This is a genomic window from Blastococcus sp. TF02-09 (assembly GCF_003319105.1).
Taxonomy (GTDB): Bacteria; Actinomycetota; Actinomycetes; order Mycobacteriales; family Geodermatophilaceae; genus Blastococcus.
This window is the reverse complement of record NZ_QOHH01000008.1, coordinates 123,166-139,363: the sequence shown is the minus strand read 5'-3', so window position 1 is coordinate 139,363 and position 16,198 is coordinate 123,166. Positions and strand designations below refer to the sequence as shown.

Here is a 16,198-nt window from a genome sequence, read left to right as displayed (position 1 = left end):
CCATGGTGGAGGCGCGGGGCGTGCACAAGTCCTTCGGGCACGTCGAGGTGCTCAAGGGCATCGACCTGACCGTCGCCCCGCGCGAGGTCATGTGCATCGTCGGGCCGTCCGGCTCGGGCAAGTCGACGTTCCTGCGCTGCATCAACCACCTGGAGCGGATCGACGCCGGGCGGCTCTCGGTGAACGGGCACCTGGTCGGCTACCGCGAGAAGGGCGGCCGGCTGCACGAGCTGCGCGACTCCGAGGTCGCCGCGCAGCGCCGCGAGATCGGCATGGTCTTCCAGCGGTTCAACCTCTTCCCGCACATGACCGCGCTGGAGAACGTCGTCGAGGCCCCGGTCCAGGTCAAGGGCGTTTCGAAGGCCGAGGCCCGCGAGCGCGGCGCCGCGCTGCTGGAGCGGGTCGGGCTGGCCGACCGGATGCACAACTACCCGAACCAGCTCTCCGGCGGTCAGCAGCAGCGGGTGGCGATCGCGCGGGCGCTGGCGATGGAGCCCATGCTCATGCTCTTCGACGAGCCCACCTCCGCGCTGGACCCCGAGCTGGTCGGTGAGGTGCTGGACGTCATGCGGGGCCTGGCCGCCGACGGGATGACGATGGTCGTCGTCACCCACGAGATGGGCTTCGCCCGCGAGGTCGGCGACACCCTGGTGTTCATGGACGACGGCGTGGTGGTGGAGGCCGGCGACCCGAAGCAGGTGCTCACCGACCCGCAACACGAGCGCACCCGCGCGTTCCTCTCCAAGGTCCTGTGAAGCCCGACCCCGCATGGGGCGGATGTTTCACGTGGGACAGCCGCCCGCTCAGCGGCTGACCGGCTCCAGGAACTCCAGACGGTTGCCGAACGGGTCCGCGCTGTAGAACCGCTCGTGCCCGGGGAAGTCGCCGTCCCAGGTGACGGGGGAGCCGGCCCGCTCCAGCGCCGCGGCGACGGCACGCAGACCGGTGACGAGCAGGCCGGGATGAGCCTTGCGGGCGGGGAGGAACGGGTCTTCGACGCCCAGGTGCACCTCCAGTCCGCCGCCCCGGAACCAGCAGCCGCCCCGCGCGGCGAGGACCGGCGGCTTCTCCAGCTCCCGCATGCCCAGCACGTCCCGTCAGAAGGCCCGGCACCGCTCCTCGCCGCCGGGCGGGATGGCCAGCTGCACGTGGTGCACCGGGTGCAGCTGGAACGGGGGCAGCGCGTCGGCGGTCACGCCGTCGACGCTAGCGATGCGCGCGGCGGGTGACCTGTCGAGCACCAACCATGCGAACTCGTGGCGATGAGCGGCTGATGGCCACGAGTGCGCATGGTTCGCGCGGGCAACCCGGCGATCAGCCCTCGATGCGACGCACCCGCCGGGCCGAGTCGAGCCGCTCGCTGTAGGCCTTGGCGTTGTACTGGATGTGCAGCTGGTCGTCCTCGGTCGCCTCGCGCATCACCTTCGCCGGGACGCCGGCGATCAGCGACCGCGGCGGGAAGACCTTGCCCTGGGTGACGACGGCGCCGGCGGCCACGATCGACCCGGAGCCGATGTGCGCACCGTTCATGATCACGCTGCCCATGCCGACCAGCACGTCGTCGTCGATGCGGGCTCCGTGCAGCACGACCCGGTGCCCCACCGACACCCGCTCCCCCACGACCAGCGGGAAGCCGGGGTCGGAGTGCAGCGTGCAGCCGTCCTGGATGTTGGAGTCGGCGCCGATCCCGATGACCTCGGCGTCGGCCCGGGCCACCGCGCCGTACCAGATGCTCGACCGCGGGCCCATCGTCACCGCCCCCACCACGACCGCCGTGGGCGCGACGAACGCGTCGTCGTCGATGGCGGGAGTACCGAAGTCCAGGGCGCCGATGAAGGAGTCGCTCACCCCTGCACCCCAGCACAGCCCACGGTCCCCGACGCGCTCGGGGCACCGGTCAGGCCCGCGGGCGCCACTCCGCGACGAACTGCCCGGCGCTGCGCGAGGCCAGGTCCTGCTGCACGAACCGGAGGGTCTCGGCGGGCACGTCGGGGTTCTCGACGGGGATGCGGGACACCTCCGTGCCGTCGTCCCGGCGCCGGACGACGACGTCGTGCACCGCCGGCGGGGGCAGCAGCCCCTGGGCCAGCGACGAGACGAACGCCCCGAGGATGCGGACGCCGTGCCGCACCCGGCCGCCCGGCCGGGGCTCGAAGCCGGCGACGAACACCTCGGCCGCTGCGGGCCCCTCCGGTCCGGTCACGACGGCGATCCTGTCAGGGCGTGACCTCGGCCAGGGCCGCGGGGACCTCGCCCGGGAGCTCGCGGGCCAGGAAGCCCAGCCGGCCCACCGACGAGGCCAGCCGCTCCCCGGCGCGGCCGTGCAGCCAGGCGGCCCACAGCGCGGCCTGGGCCGGCTCGGCGCCCCGGGCCAGCAGCCCCCCGGTGATCCCGGCGCGCACGTCGCCGGACCCGGAGACGCCGAGCCCGGCGGTGCCGCTCTCGTCCCGCCACAGCCGGCCGTCCGGCGCGGCGATCCACGAGGTGGCCCCGCCCAGGCCGACGACGGCCCGCGCGCGATCGGCGAGGTCCGCGGCCGCGCCGGCCGGGTCGTCGTCGACCTCGTCCTCCCCGACGTGCAGCGCGTAGGCGGCCTCGGTGGGGTTGGGGGTGAGCACCACCCGGCCGTCCAGGTGGTGCACGCAGCTCTCCTCGGCGGTCACCGTCGCCAGCCCCAGCGCGTCGAGCGCGAGCGGGCCGTGCAGGTGCGGCAGCAGCCGCTCGCCGAAGCCCTGGGTCGCCTCCTTGTCGGCCATGCCGGGCCCGATGAGGACGGCGTCGGCCGCCTCGGCCAGGTCGCGGACGGTGTCGGCGGCCTCGGGGGCGATCGCGCCGCCGTCGGTCTGCGGCAGCGCCCGGACCAGCGCCTCGGGCAGCGCGGTGGCGACATGCGGGGCCATCGAGGCGACCGTCGCTACCTGCAGCTTGCCCGCGCCGGCGCGCATCGCGGCGACGGCGGCCAGCAGGACCGCGCCGAGGGTCTCGGTGCTGCCCCCGATCACCAGGATCGAGCCGCGCGCGTTCTTGCTCCCCGACGGCTCCGGCAGCGGCCAGGCGCGGAGCACCTCGGGGGTGACGAGGACGGGGTCAGGGCTGCTGCGCGGCATCGGGTTCCTCGGTGATCGGCTCGTCCTCGGCGGTCAGGTGCGCCACCTCGTTGAACCCGACGAGCCGGAACGCTCCGGACTCGAGGCGCTCGTAGCGGGTGAGCGACGCGTTGGCGACCTGCTCCTCCCGGTCGACGGCGAGCAGCTCCTGCTCGGTCAGCTCCTCGAGCACGTAGCGGAACACCATGATCACCGCCTGGTGGGCCACGATCACCAGCCGCTCGCAGTCGTGCCGCAGCCCCTCGGTGGCCAGCAGGCTGCGGATCCGCAGGGCGACGTCGGCCCAGCTCTCCCCGCCGGGCGGCCGGTAGTAGAACTTGCCCAGCAGGTCGCGGCGCTCGGCCTCGGCCGGGTACTGCTCGCGGATCCCGGCGCCGGTCATCCGGTCGAAGGCGCCGAAATCGCGCTCCCGCAGCCGCTCGTCGGTGCGCACCCGGAGATCCAGGCCGGCGGTGGCTAGCCGCGCGGTCGTGAGCGCGCGCTCGAACGGTGAGCTCAGCACCGCCGTCGGCCGCTCGTCCTGCGGCAGCCCCGCCAGCCAGGTGCCCAGCGCCTCGGCCTGGGAGCGTCCGGTGTCCGACAGCGGGACGTCGGGGTCGCGGACGTCGAGCTCCAGTCGGCCGGCCCCGGCCCGGTGGGCGTGCGCGTCGGCGACGTTGCCCATGCTCTCGCCGTGGCGCACCAGCCACAGCACCGACGGTCCCGGTTCCCGGCTCGCCACGCCTCACCCCTCCGCTCTGTCGCCGCGCCGTGCGGCCGTCCGCCCGCCGGTAGCCGCGCGCGACGATCCCGAAACCGTCGGCCCCCGCGGGCAGGATGGCGCCGTGACGCTGCCGACCGACCTGCCGGTGCTGGCCTTCGCCGACCAGGCGGCGCTGGAGGCCTGGCTGGAGGCCGAGCACGACACCGCGCCGGGCCTCTACGTGAAGATCGCGAAGAAGGGCTCCGGCGTCCCGTCGGTGAACTGGGAGCAGCTGGTCGAGGTGCTGCTCTGCTTCGGCTGGATCGACGGCCGCGCCAACCGCCTCGACGACTCCTTCTACCTGCAGCGCATCACCCCGCGGCGGCCGAGGAGCGTCTGGTCGCTGAAGAACGTCGGCACGGTGGAGCGGCTGATCGCCGAGGGCCGGATGCGCCCGGCCGGGCTGGCCGCCGTCGAGGCGGCGAAGGCCGACGGGCGGTGGGAGCGGGCCTACGCCGGCCCGGCCACCATCACCGTCCCCGACGACCTCGCGGCCGCGCTGGACGCGGTGCCCGCCGCCCGGACGGCGTTCGACGGCCTCTCCGGGCAGGACCGCTACTCCGTGCTGCACCGGGTGCACACCGCGGCCACCGAGCAGACCCGCGCCCGGCGGATCACCGCCCTCGTGGAGCAGCTGGCCACCGACGGCCGACCGCGCTGACCGCCCGGATCAGCCGGGGTAGGCGCTCGCCCGCTCCTGCCAGAAGCGCGCGTCCCGCTGTCGCCACCACAGCATGAGCACCACCCCGGCGGCCATGACGCCGACGCCGATCACCAGCGGCGGGCCCACGCCCAACCAGGCCTGACCGGTGTAGGAGTTCTCCGCGTCGGCGAGATCCCGGACCGAGAGCACCAGCAGCCAGCCGAGCATCGCCGCGCCGGCCAGCGGGCCCACGCCGAGCACCAGCAGGTCGCGCACGCTCGAGAACAACCGACGACGGAAGTAGACCGCGCAGGCGAGACCGGTGAGCGCGTAGTAGAGGGCGATGAGCAGCGACAGCCCGGTGATCGAGTCGTAGAGGGCGTTCTCGCTGACCAGCCCCACCCCGACGTACCAGGCGACGCCGATGCCGGCGACCCACCAGGTGGAGACGTCGGGCGTGCGGTGCACGGGCGAGACGGCGGCGAACCGGCGGGGCAGCGCGGCGCGGCGGGCCATCGACAGGCCGGTCCGCGACGCCGGGATGATCGTCGTCTGCGTCGAGGCGATGGCGGAGGTGGCGACGGCGAGCAGCACCACCCAGTCCCAGCCGCCGAGCACCCGGGTGGACAGCAGCGCGAAGACCGCCTCCTCCTCGTCGGCGTTGCCGGCCAGCCACCCGGTGCCCGCGAAGGCGAGGACCGCCGTCGCCACGCCGAGGTAGGTGCCGAGCAGGGCGACGGTCGACCAGATCCCCGCCCGCCCCGGCGCGCGCTGCGGGTCCCGGGTCTCCTCGGTGAGGTTCACCGCGGACTCCCAGCCCCAGTAGGCGAAGACGCCGAGCAGCAGCCCCCCGGACAGCGCCGCGCCCCCGGAGCCGAACGGGTCCAGCCAGCTCCACTGCGGGGTGAGGCCACCGAGCGGGCTCGTGCCCCGCAGGCCGCGCACGAGGGCCACGACGGCGAAGACCGCCAGCGCCACCGTCTGGGCCACGATGAGGCCGTTCTGCAGCCGCGCCGAGAGCTCGGTGCCGCGGACGCAGACCGCCGCCATCACCACCACGAGCAGCACCGAGAGGCCCATGACCACGGGCGTCGAGTCCGCCCACCCGTCCAGGCCGGCGGCGAGCAGGGTGAACCGCACGCCGACCTCGGCGAGCGAACCCAGCACGAGGACGCCGGTCATCGCGATCGCCCAGCCGCCGATCCAGCCCGCCCAGGGGCCCAGCGCGCGGGTGACCCAGGAGAACGTGGTGCCGCAGTCCGGGTCGACCCGGTTGAGGGCGGCGAAGGCGCCGGCGATGAGCAGCATCGGCACGAACGACGCCAGCAGCACGCCCGGGGCGTGCACACCGACCAGGGCGACGATCGGCCCGAGGACGGCGGCCAGCGAGTACGCCGGCGAGGTGGCCGCGAGGCCGATGACGAAGGTGTCCAGGAAGCCGACGGCGTCGGGGCGGAGCGTGGGCGCCTGCGGGTCGCTGGTGGTGGTCACCCGCGGCGGCGGATCTGAGCGGTCACCGGTCGATTGTGCCGCCGGCGCGGCGGCGTCCGTACCGGGGCCGTTCCGGATCAGCCGGTGAGCCGGACGCCGAACCGGTAGCCGTTCTGGTCGACGCTGGTCACGGCCACCGGCTTCCCGTACGTGCGGGCGTGCACGATCAACCCGTTGCCGATGTAGAGCGCCACGTGGCTAATCGGCGAGTAGTAGAAGACCAGGTCACCGGGCTGGAGCTCGTCGCGGGAGACCTGCCGGCCGAGCGTCGACTGCGCGCGGCTCGAGTGCGGGAGCTTCACTCCGGCCGTCCCGTAGGCGAACGAGGTCAGGCCGGAGCAGTCGAAGGCGTCCGGGCCGGTGCCGCCCGAGGCGTAGCTGTCACCCACCTGCGCCAGGGCCGCCGCGATGGCCACCGCGGCCGCCGAGCCGGGGACGACCGGCAGCTCGTCGACGGAGGGGGCGCTCAGCGAGCGGCCGGCGACGGCCGTGGTGACGCGCTCCTGCTCGGCGGCGGACAGCCGGGCGAAGTCGTCCTGGTAGGCGGCCGCGCGCTTCTCGACCTCGGCCTTCTGGTCGCGCAGCTGCTGGGCCGCGGCCTCGGCGAGCGCTGCCGCCTCGTCGGCGGCGGCCTGCGCCTCCCTGGCCGCCCGCTGCGCCTGAGCCGCCGCGGAGACGACGACGTCGGTGTGATCGGCGATGAGGTCCAGCGTGGTGATCTGCTGGACCAGCTCGGTGGCGGACTCGCTGGTGAGGAAGGCCGCCATGCGCGACTGGCTCACGCCGGTGTGGGCGGTCTGGGCGATGGCGCGCAGCTGCGGCTCGTAGACGGCCACGGCCTCGTGCGCGGCGGCGGCCTGCTCCGCGGCGGCCGCGGCGGCCTTCCGGTGCTCGGCCACGACGAGCTCGGCGTCGTGCAGCTGCTCGTCCACGACGGTGAGCTCCTGGGCGGCCTTGCGGACCAGGTCCGCGGCCTCGGCGGCGGTGCTCGGGTCCGCGCCGGCGGGGGTCGGTGCCAGCACTCCCGTGGCGACGGCGATGAGCGCGGCGCCGGCCAGGACGGCCCGGGAATGGCGACGTGGGGTCGTGCGCGCGGACTGCACCGTCGGCCTCCGATCAGCTGCGCCAGCGCCGGGGAAGGGCACTGTTTGTTGCGCGTCGACACGCACCGTAGGGACGAAGTGTCGGCACGTAGCTGACGGCGCGCGGGATGGGAAGAGCTGGGCCCTCCCGTCCACCTCACCCGCCCCGCGTGCCCCAGGAGGCCGCTCCCGTCCCACTCCGACGGGCAGTGATCGCGAGGAAGCGGTCGGGGACGGCGCGGGTCACGACCGATCGGGGAACGGCGGCGGCACGGCCGGAGTCGACGGCAGCGCCCAGCGGGGGCGCCGGCCCAACACGTGTGGCCGCTGCCCGCAGCGGGCAGCGGCCACACGTCACGGCCCCGGCCCGAGCGGGCCACGGGCCGTGGATCAGCCGGCGAGGGGCTCCTGGACGTGGAGCCCGGCAACGGTCTGGAAGTCGCGGAGGATGGCGGACAGCTCGTCGGCGGTCCACGCCTCGCAGCAGTCGCAGCCGCCGTCGGCGAAGCTGACCAGACCGAGCTTGCCGCCGGCCTGGTCCTCGGCGATGGCGAGGTTGCCGGCGGACGGGTGCCGGTGGCAGGAGCAGGCCGCGGCGCAGAGCCCCAGCCCCCAGCCGGAGATGACGACGGTGTGCCCGTCGTCGCGGACCTTGCCGACCTGGAAGACGGACGGCTTGTGACTCCTGCTCATGGGAGTCCTCCCCTCGACAGCCCGTTCCGGAGAGCGGGGCCCGTGCTCGTTGAAGAAGATGAGCCACTGGAGGTTTCGGCAGCCACGCCGCTGCGGTAAAGCCCTGAGTTGCTCCAACTTGCTCCACCCAAGGTAATCGGGCAACCACGAAGCGTCGCCGTCATTTCTTCCCAGGTGTCGCGACCGCCGCTTGTCGGAACTCGACCGCTTCCGGCCGTCGGGGTGACGGGTGTGACGGACGGGTCCGCCGGGGTGGCGGGCCCGCCGTCGACGCGGGCCCGCCACCGTCCACCCTCAGGCGCGACCGACGCCCTCGGCGACTGCCACCACCTGTTCCGCGGTGAAGTCCAGCGGCGCCTGGAGGGTGAAGACGGTCCCGTCGGACAGCGTGCCCTGGAGGAACCAGGTCTCCGCCGTCGGCAGCAGGGCGGCCGGCCGGCCCTGGACGGTCACCTGGTCCATGCGGCCGTCCACCGCACCGACGTCGCGGGGGAGGTCGGCCGGAGCGCTGGGCTGCCGAGGCAGGTGCACGGTGAGCGTGCGGGCGCGGGCATCGGTCGCCGGGCGCCCGGCCGGGTCGGCGAGGGTGAGCACGCGCTCGTCCTTGTACGCCACGACCACCCACCCGCGGGGCGCGAGACGCACCTGGAGGGGCACCGGCATACCGCGGTCGACCACGCGCCGGGCGGCGTCCACGACCGCTTCCTCCGAGCCGAAGCGACCCGTTCCGGAGACCCGCACCCACCGGTCGTCGGCCTGCTTCCAGATCACCGACCAGGCCTCCGGTCCGCCGGCGACGTCCATCCGGTAGACGGTGGCGTCCTCCCCGGCGATCTCGGTCTCCCCGACCTCGTCCTCTCCCGAGGTGTCCGGCTCCCGGTCGTGGACCCCGAGGCCGAGGCCGCTGTCCGGGTCGTCCGGGTCGCTCCATCCCGCGTGGTGCGCTCCGATCCGCACGTCGTCGAAGGACGGGTCCGCCGAGACCGACGGGCCGTCGAGGCCGGGCGGAAGGCTGTCGAACGAGAGCGGGAACGCCGGCACGGAGTAGTCGACGAGCTCGATCGGGCCGGGCGGGCCGTACGACTCCTCGCCCTGGACCACGGTGACGCCGACGACGACCGCGGCCGCAACGACCAGGGCCGGCCCGACGCGCCGCGCCCGCCGGGCGCGGCGGATGCGGCGGCCACGCCGCACCACGTCGGTGACGGAGTCGGTGAGGGTGACATCGGCGTAGGCGCCGGAGAACTCGGTGCGCAAGTCGGTGGTCACGAGCAGACCTCCAGGTCGGGAGCGATGGTGACGCGCAGGGTGGTGAGCGCCCGGTGCAGATGTGCCGAGACCGTCCCCGGCGAGAGGTCCAGCACCTGGGCGGTCTGCCGGGTGTCCAGATCCAGGAATACCCGCAGCGCCACGACCTGGCGCTGGCGCTCGGGCAGCGCCGCGACCGCCCTCAGCAGGTCGTCGCGCTCGGGGTGGTCGGTCGGGTGCTCGGCGGCACGAGCGGCGACCTCGGAGGTGAGCGCCACCTCGCGGCGCGTGCGGCGCCACCGCGAGACGCGGTGGTTGAGCGCGGTGCGGACGACCCATGCGGACGGCGCGGGGTGGCGGCTGACCTTCGGCCAGCTCGCCCAGGCACGGGCGAAGGCCTCGGCGACCGACTCCTCCGCCACGGCGCGGTCGGTGCCACTGGCCACGACCGCCCGCAGGCATGGGTCCTTCCACGCCGCGTAGAACTCGGCGAAGGACTCCTCGGGTGTCATGCCCGGTACACGCGCTGACCGCTCGTGCGGCTTACCGCGTCAGGACACGACTGGGTCACGATCCGCAGTCTGACGGCTGCGGAGAGCACATGGGCTCAGCTGGCCGGCGAGACCGAGCTCATGTTGAAGTCGGGCACCCGCAGCATCGGCATGGCCGCGCGGGTGAACCAGTCGTTCCACTCCCGCGGCAGCGTCCGCTCGGTCCGGCTGGCCTGCACCGCCCGCCCGAGCAGGTCCACGGGCGACTCGTTGAACCGGAAGTTGTTCACCGCGCCGGTCACCTCACCGCCCTCCACGAGGAAGACGCCGTCCCGGGTGAGGCCGGTGAGCAGCAGCGTCTGCGGGTCGACCTCACGGATGTACCAGAGCGTGGTGAGCAGCAGCCCGCGCTCGGTGGCCGCCACCATGTCCGCCGGCGCCACCGTCGCCGAGCGGTCCTCGAGGATCAGGTTGTCGACGGCGACCGTCGCCGGCGCCGTCTGCTTGAGCGCCCACGCCCGGGGCCGGATCAGGTTGGTCAGCACGCCGTCGGCGATCCAGTCGATCGCGGGGGCGGCCAGGCCGTTGTCGAACACCGAGGCCGCACCGGAGGAGGCCGGCACCACCTGGAACGGCGCCGTCTCCAGGCCGGGGGCGGCCGGGTCGCTACGCAGCGTGAGCGGCAGCTCGGCCAGTCGCTCGCCGATGCGGTTCCCGCCGCCGGGCTTGGCGAAGACGTTGCGGCCCTCGTCGGCGTCGCGGGCCTCCATCGTCCAGTAGAGGTAGATCATCAGGTCGCTGACCGCCGAGGGCGGCAGCAGCGTCTCGTAGCGCCCGGCCGGGAGGTCGACGCGCCGCTGCGACCAGCGCATCTTCTGCTCCACCTCGGCGGCGAGCGCGGCCACCGACACGTCGGCGAAGTCCCGCGTGCTGGTGCCCGCCCACACCGAGCGGGCGAAGTCGGGGCTCTTGCCGTTGAGCTCCACGCGGCCGGTCGGCTGGTCGGTGCGCAGCCGCAGGCCGGTGGAGGTGCCCAGGTAGGTGGTGCTCATCGAGTGCTCGGCGAACCCGAACAGCAGCTCGCCGCGGTCGCGCGCCTCGCCGAACGCCTGCCCCAGGTCGGGGGCGAACTCCGCGAACACCTGGATCGAGGTCTCGGCGGGGTCGGCCGACCAGTCGCCGTTGCCCGGCGGTTCCTCCGACACCAGCGGGACGGCGTCCTCGGCCGGGCCGGCGTCGCGGGCGGCCCGCTCGCTGGCGGCGACCAGCGCGGCGACGTCCGGCGTCCCGGTGCGGGCCACCGTGCCCGACGCCATCCCGGCTCCGCCGTCGACGAAGGAGATGACGACCACCGAGCGCGAGCGCATCGCGCCGTTGGTGGTCAGGCTGTTGCCCGCCCAGCGCAGGTTGGCCGCCGAGTGCTCGGTGACGTAGGTGATCTGCGCGTCGGCGGTCGAGGCCGCGAGCGCCTGCTCGACGAGCTGCTGGGCGCTCACCCGGCTCATCGCCCCGCCTCCTGCACCGTGTTGAGCACCGACACCTGGTCGAAGCGGGCGGTCGGGCAGCCGTGGCTCACCGGCGCCACCTGCCCGGGTTGGGCCTTGCCGCAGTTGAAGGCGCCGCCCAGGACGTAGGTCTGCGGGCCGCCCACGACCGACATCGAACCCCAGAAGTCCGTCGTCGTGGCCTGGTAGGCGACGTCGCGCAGCTGGCCGGCCAGCCGGCCGTTCTCGATCCGGTAGAAGCGCTGGCCGGTGAACTGGAAGTTGTAGCGCTGCATGTCGATCGACCAGCTCTTGTCGCCGACGACGTAGATGCCGCGCTCCACCCCGCCGATGATCTCGTCGGTCGACGGGCCGTCGGGCGCCGGGCGCAGCGACACGTTGGCCATCCGCTGCACGGGCACGTGGCCGGGGGAGTCGGCGAAGGCGCAGCCGTTGGAGCGGGGCAGCCCGCGCAGCCGGGCCATGTTCCGGTCGACCTGGTAGCCGACCAGCACGCCGTCCTTGACGATGTCCCACTGCTGCCCGGCCACGCCCTCGTCGTCCCAGCCGACCGTGGACAGGCCGTGCGGGGTGGTGCGGTCGCCGGTCACCTGCAGCAGCGGCGACCCGTACTGCAGGGTGCCCAGCTTGTCGACGGTGGCGAAGGACGTCCCGGCGTAGGCGGCCTCGTAGCCCAGCGCCCGGTCCAGCTCGGTGGCGTGCCCGATCGACTCGTGGATGGTCAGCCACAGGTTCGAGGGGTCGATGACCAGGTCGTAGCGGCCGGCCTCGACCGACGGGGCCTTGGTCTTCTCGCGCAGCAGCTCCGGGATCTCGGCCAGCTCCTGCGCCCAGTTCCAGCTGCTCCCGGTGAGGTACTCCCAGCCCCGGCCGGCCGGCGGCGCCAGGGTGCGCATGCTCTCGAACGAGCCGGTCGCGCGGTCGACGGTGAGCGCGGTGAACTCCGGGTGGATGCGCACGCGCTGCTGGCGGGTGCGGGTGCCGGCGGTGTCGGCGTAGTACTTCTGCTCCTTGACGTGCATGCAGCTGCTCTGCACGTGCTCCACGCCGTCGGCGGCCAGCAGCCGCTCGGAGAACTCGGTGAGCAGCGCGGTCTTCTCGGCGTCGGGCAGCTCGAACGGGTCGGTCTCGTACTCGGAGACCCAGCTGACGTCGCGGTACACCGGCTCCGGGGCCAGCTCCACGCGGTCGCTGTTGATGGCCGCGGACACGGTGGCCACCGCGACCGCCTCCTCGGCCAGCCGGACGGCCTCCGCGGCGGTGAGGACGACGCCGGCGGCGAACCCCCAGGTGCCCTCGTGCACCACCCGGACGGCCAGCCCCAGGTCCTCGCCGTCGGTGACCGCCTCCGGCCGGGCGTCGCGCAGGCTGATCGTCTGCGTGCGGATGCGTTCGACGCGGATGTCGGCGTGCTCGCAGCCGAGGTCCAGGGCCCGGGTGAGGGCGGCGTCGGTGAGCGCCGACAGGGGGAGCGCGAGGAAGGACTCGTCGACCGAACGGGTTTGCGGCACGCGCCCCTGTCTACCTCATCCGAGCTCCTCGTCCACCCAGCACCAGCGCCACGCCTCGCCGGGCTCCGCGCTGACGACGACGGGATGGCCGACGGCACCGAAGTGCGCCCGCGAGTGCCGCCGCGGGGAGGAGTCGCAGCACCCGACGTGCCCGCAGCTCAGGCAGGTGCGCAGGTGCACCCACGTCGTCCCCTCGACCAGGCAGTCCTCGCACGCCGACGCCGGCTGCGGCCCGGTGACCGGGGCGCGCTCCAGGTGCTCGCAGTGCGGGCCGCGGGGCGCCGGCGCGAGGGCCCGGTCGCGGTCCGGGAACTCGACCTCGTCCTGCCGGTCCAGCAGCGACTCCTCGACGTCGATCGCCGCGAGTGCCGCCGACAGCACCTCCCCCGGCGCCGTGCCCTCGTCGCGGGCCCGGATGACCACCTCGCGCTCGGCGGCGAGCATCTGCATGCGCAGCCGGGCGTAGGTGTCCGACGGCGTCTCCTGGTCCGCGAGCGGGCGGCCGAGGCGCTCCCACGCGGCGTGCGCGCGGGCCGTCGAGCGGTCGCGCAGCCGCTGGACCACGTCCACGGGCTCGCGCCCGGTGACGAGGTCGTCGAGGCGGCGCAGCCCGGCGGCGTTGGCGGCGTCCCCCAGCTCGGCGGCGCGCAGCGCGTCCTCCGCCGGGTCCGGCCCGGGCAGGCCCACCCGGCGCACGAGCCAGGGCAGCGTCGAGCCCTGCACCAGCAGGCTCCCGACCACCACGGTGAAGGCGGCGAGCAGCAGCACCTCCCGGTCGGGCAGGTCCGCGGGCAGCAGCTGCGCCGCGGCCAGGGTGACCACCCCGCGCATCCCCGCCCAGGAGACCAGAGCCGCCACCCCGTAGTTCCAGGCCTGGCGCCGCATCCGGGGCGTGCCCGACGACAGCAGCACGTCCACGCCGAAGATGAAGACGAACCGGGCGACGACGGTGGCCGCGAACGCCGCAGCGCAGACGGCGACGATCCGGCCGGTGCCCAGGTCGCTGTCGGCGGCGTCGGAGAGCAGGCCGGGCAGCTGCAGGCCGATCACCAGGAAGACGGCGTTCTCCAGCACGAAGGCCACCGTGCGCCAGGTGATCGCCTCGGTGACCCGCGCCGACGCCGTCTGCACCCGCGGCGACAGGTGCGCCAGCGTCAGCCCCGTGACGACGGTGGCCAGCACACCCGAGGCGTGCACCTCCTCGGCCGGGAGGAAGGCCAGGTAGGGCGCGACGAAGGAGATCAGGGTGTCCAGCACGGGGTCGCGCAGCCGGGCCCGCGCCATCGCGAGCACCGCCGCGACCGCCAGGCCGATCAGCACCGCCCCCACGACCGCCCAGCCGAAGTCGCCGGCGACCTCCGGCGCGGACGGCGAGGAGGTGAGCGCGGAGAGCGCCACCGTCAGGGCGATGAGCGCCGCGGCGTCGTTGACGAGGCTCTCCTGCTCGAGCAGGGTCGCCACCTTGCGCGGGAGGCCCAGCCGGCGGCCGAGCGCGGCTGCGGCGACCGCGTCCGGCGGCGCGACGACGGCGCCCAGCGCCAGCGCGGCGGCGACGGCGACCCCCGGCAGCACCAGCCAGGTCACCCAGCCCACGACGACGGTCGTGAAGACGACGAGCACCACCGACAGCAGCACGATGCTGGTCTTGTTGTGCCGGAAGTCGAACGGCGACGTGCGGACGGCGGTCGCGTAGAGCAGCGGCGGCAGCAGCGCGTGCAGGACCAGGTCGGGGTCCAGGCTGACCTCCGGCGCGAGGGGCAGGAACGACGCCGCGGCGCCGACGAGCACCAGCACCAGCGGTGTGGGCCACCCGAACCGGTCGCAGAGCGCGGCCACCAGGCCCACCGCGAGCACGAGGGCCACGAGCTCGGCGACTACCTCCACGGCGGAGTCCTCACGGCCGCCGATCCTCCCAGGAACCGGCGGGGTTGCGCCGGGTCAGCGGGCGGGTACCACCGGGCGCATGGCCGGGACCGGTGACGACGTCACCCTCACCTTCGGCGGCAACGCGACGACGCTGCTGAGGCTCGGCGGGTTCACGCTGCTGACCGACCCGAACTTCCTGCACCGGGGGCAGCGCGCGTACCTCGGCTACGGCCTGACCGCCAAGCGGCTGACCGACCCCGCCCTGGAGCCGGCGCTGCTCCCGGCGCTCGACGGGATCCTGCTGTCGCACATGCACGGCGACCACTGGGACCGGATCGCCACGAGAGCGCTGCCCAAGGGCACCCCCGTCGTCACGACCCCCCAGGCGGCGAAGTGCCTGGCCGACCGGGGGTTCACGCAGACCTCGGACCTGCAGCCATGGCAGACGCACGAGTTCACCCGCGGGACGACGACGCTGCGCGTCACCTCGGTGCCCGGCGTCCACGGCCCGGGGCCGCTGGCCCGGTTGCTGCCGCAGGTCATGGGCAGCGTGCTGGAGCTGGTCCGGGACGGCGACGTCACCTGGCGCGGCTACATCTCCGGCGACACCCTCTACCGGCCGCACCTGGGCGAGGTGCTCGAGAGGTGCGGGCCGCTCGACGTCCTCATCCCGCACCTCGGCGGCACCAAGGCGCTGGGGATCACCGTCACCATGGACGGCCGCCAGGGCGCGGACCTCGTCGAGCTGCTCACGCCGCCGGTGACCGTGCCGGTGCACTTCGACGACTACGACCGCTTCAAGAGCCCGCTCGGTGACTTCCTCACCGAGGTGGCCCGCCGCCGGCTGCCCGGTGAACTGCGCACCGTGCAGCGCGGCGACACGATCAGCCTGCGCGCCTGACCGGTCTCAGCCCCGGGACAGGATCTCGTCGAGCTTGGCGTAGCCCTCCTGCACACCGACGTCCATGCCGCTGGCGAGCATCGCGTCGCGGTCGGCGAAGGAGTCGCACAGCGACGTCGCGACCAGGCGGGTGCGGCCGTCGCCGAGGTCCTCCAGCCGCAGCTTCTCTAGGGCGACGCCGTCGGGCATGCCCGAGAACGTGAAGGTCTGGACGATGAGCTCGGCGGGGCGCAGCTCGTGGAAGCTGCCGTAGAAGCCGTACTCCTGGCCCTCGTGGATCGCCGTGTAGCGCCAGGAGCCCCCGGTGCGGGCGTCCCACTCGTCGATGCGGGTCCGGGTGCTGTTCGGCCCCATCCACTGCGCCACCAGCTCGGGATCGACGTGCGCGCGGAACACCTTCTCCCGGGGGGCGTCGAACTCGCGGGTGATGCGGATCAGCGGGACGTCGGGGTCGGCGACGATCCGGGCCTCGCGGTGCGTGGTGCTGGTCATGACGGACTTCCTTCCTGCGGTTCGGCGGAGTCGGCGTCCGGCATCGCTCGCAGGACGTCGTCGAGACGGCGGTAGCGCTCCTCCGCCTGGCGGCGGTAGCGCTCGATCCACTTGGTCATGAGGTCGAAGACCTCTGCCTCGAGGTGCACCGGGCGGCGCTGCGCCTCCCGGCTCCGGCTCACCAGGCCGGCGTCCTCCAGCACCTTGAGGTGCTTGGAGACGGCCTGGACGGTCACGTCGTAGGGCGCGGCGAGCTCGTTGACCGTGGCGTCGCCGACCGCGAGCCGCGCCACGATGTCCCGCCGGGTGGGGTCGGCCAGCGCCGAGAACACCCGGGAGAGCGGATCCGCCACCACGATCCTCCTTCCTCAACCTTTCGGTTGAGGAAGACCGTAGACCGGTCCGCGAACCGTTGTCAACCGTCCG

The 16,198-nt window shown here is 74.1% G+C and carries 18 protein-coding genes; 3 read left to right on the top strand and 15 right to left on the bottom strand.

All coding sequences use genetic code 11. The annotated features are described in order from the left end of the window. The first annotated feature begins 2 nt into the window (after positions 1-2). Positions 3-755, top strand: a complete 753-nt coding sequence (locus DQ239_RS13640; protein WP_113834957.1) for an amino acid ABC transporter ATP-binding protein — start codon at positions 3-5, stop codon at positions 753-755. Positions 756-803: 48 nt separating this feature from the next. Here DQ239_RS13640 and DQ239_RS13635 read toward each other — a convergent pair whose 3' ends face one another. The 5 genes from DQ239_RS13635 to DQ239_RS13615 all read right to left on the bottom strand — a co-directional run bounded on the left by DQ239_RS13635 (position 804) and on the right by DQ239_RS13615 (position 3,828). Then, on the bottom strand, positions 804-1,082 hold the full coding sequence (locus DQ239_RS13635; protein WP_233489200.1) for a hypothetical protein: 279 nt from the start codon (positions 1,080-1,082) through the stop codon (positions 804-806). 232 nt (positions 1,083-1,314) lie between these two features. After that, the gene (locus DQ239_RS13630) at positions 1,315-1,848 is read right to left on the bottom strand and encodes a gamma carbonic anhydrase family protein (RefSeq protein WP_199582994.1); all 534 of its coding nucleotides are present in this window, start codon (positions 1,846-1,848) and stop codon (positions 1,315-1,317) included. A 49-nt stretch (positions 1,849-1,897) separates the two neighbouring features. Further along, positions 1,898-2,203: a hypothetical protein gene (locus tag DQ239_RS13625; protein WP_113834956.1), complete on the bottom strand. Its 306-nt coding sequence runs from the start codon at positions 2,201-2,203 to the stop codon at positions 1,898-1,900. 13 nt (positions 2,204-2,216) lie between these two features. Further along, positions 2,217-3,107 carry an NAD(P)H-hydrate dehydratase gene (locus DQ239_RS13620; protein ID WP_113834955.1) on the bottom strand — a complete coding sequence of 297 codons (891 nt, stop codon included), beginning with the start codon at positions 3,105-3,107 and terminating at the stop codon, positions 2,217-2,219. Beyond that, complete coding sequence (locus DQ239_RS13615; RefSeq protein ID WP_233489198.1) at positions 3,088-3,828, bottom strand: histidine phosphatase family protein; 741 nt, start codon at positions 3,826-3,828, stop codon at positions 3,088-3,090. The genes DQ239_RS13620 and DQ239_RS13615 overlap by 20 nt, the downstream gene beginning before the upstream one ends. Positions 3,829-3,931: 103 nt before the next feature. Between DQ239_RS13615 and DQ239_RS13610 the strand changes: the two genes are divergently transcribed. Next, positions 3,932-4,510 carry a YdeI/OmpD-associated family protein gene (locus DQ239_RS13610; protein ID WP_113834954.1) on the top strand — a complete coding sequence of 193 codons (579 nt, stop codon included), beginning with the start codon at positions 3,932-3,934 and terminating at the stop codon, positions 4,508-4,510. A gap of 9 nt (positions 4,511-4,519) precedes the next feature. On the opposite strand, the gene DQ239_RS13605 is transcribed toward DQ239_RS13610, so the two are convergent. The 8 genes from DQ239_RS13605 to DQ239_RS13570 all read right to left on the bottom strand — a co-directional run bounded on the left by DQ239_RS13605 (position 4,520) and on the right by DQ239_RS13570 (position 14,397). Next, positions 4,520-5,983, bottom strand: coding sequence for an APC family permease (locus DQ239_RS13605; RefSeq protein ID WP_113834953.1), 1,464 nt, complete (start codon positions 5,981-5,983; stop codon positions 4,520-4,522). 77 nt (positions 5,984-6,060) lie between these two features. Continuing rightward, a complete protein-coding gene (locus DQ239_RS13600) occupies positions 6,061-7,086 on the bottom strand; it encodes a C40 family peptidase (RefSeq protein WP_113834952.1) in 1,026 nt (341 codons plus the stop codon). A 369-nt stretch (positions 7,087-7,455) separates the two neighbouring features. Then, positions 7,456-7,758, bottom strand: coding sequence for a hypothetical protein (locus tag DQ239_RS13595; RefSeq protein ID WP_113834951.1), 303 nt, complete (start codon positions 7,756-7,758; stop codon positions 7,456-7,458). A gap of 294 nt (positions 7,759-8,052) precedes the next feature. Then, on the bottom strand, positions 8,053-9,027 hold the full coding sequence (locus DQ239_RS13590) for a hypothetical protein (protein ID WP_113834950.1): 975 nt from the start codon (positions 9,025-9,027) through the stop codon (positions 8,053-8,055). Next, a complete protein-coding gene (locus tag DQ239_RS13585; RefSeq protein WP_113834949.1) occupies positions 9,024-9,518 on the bottom strand; it encodes a sigma-70 family RNA polymerase sigma factor in 495 nt (164 codons plus the stop codon). The genes DQ239_RS13590 and DQ239_RS13585 overlap by 4 nt, the downstream gene beginning before the upstream one ends. Before the next feature lie 95 nt (positions 9,519-9,613). After that, positions 9,614-11,002, bottom strand: a complete 1,389-nt coding sequence (locus DQ239_RS13580) for a metallopeptidase TldD-related protein (RefSeq protein WP_113834948.1) — start codon at positions 11,000-11,002, stop codon at positions 9,614-9,616. Beyond that, complete coding sequence (locus tag DQ239_RS13575; RefSeq protein ID WP_113834947.1) at positions 10,999-12,513, bottom strand: TldD/PmbA family protein; 1,515 nt, start codon at positions 12,511-12,513, stop codon at positions 10,999-11,001. Before DQ239_RS13575 ends, DQ239_RS13580 begins: the two co-directional genes overlap by 4 nt. A gap of 15 nt (positions 12,514-12,528) precedes the next feature. Then, positions 12,529-14,397: a cation:proton antiporter gene (locus tag DQ239_RS13570; protein WP_113834946.1), complete on the bottom strand. Its 1,869-nt coding sequence runs from the start codon at positions 14,395-14,397 to the stop codon at positions 12,529-12,531. A gap of 79 nt (positions 14,398-14,476) precedes the next feature. On the opposite strand from DQ239_RS13570, the gene DQ239_RS13565 reads away from it, so the two are divergent. After that, complete coding sequence (locus DQ239_RS13565; RefSeq protein ID WP_113834945.1) at positions 14,477-15,280, top strand: MBL fold metallo-hydrolase; 804 nt, start codon at positions 14,477-14,479, stop codon at positions 15,278-15,280. A 6-nt stretch (positions 15,281-15,286) separates the two neighbouring features. Here DQ239_RS13565 and DQ239_RS13560 read toward each other — a convergent pair whose 3' ends face one another. Then, on the bottom strand, positions 15,287-15,772 hold the full coding sequence (locus DQ239_RS13560; protein WP_113834944.1) for an SRPBCC family protein: 486 nt from the start codon (positions 15,770-15,772) through the stop codon (positions 15,287-15,289). Then, positions 15,769-16,125 carry a metalloregulator ArsR/SmtB family transcription factor gene (locus DQ239_RS13555; protein ID WP_113834943.1) on the bottom strand — a complete coding sequence of 119 codons (357 nt, stop codon included), beginning with the start codon at positions 16,123-16,125 and terminating at the stop codon, positions 15,769-15,771. Before DQ239_RS13555 ends, DQ239_RS13560 begins: the two co-directional genes overlap by 4 nt. Between the last annotated feature and the right edge of the window lie 73 nt (positions 16,126-16,198).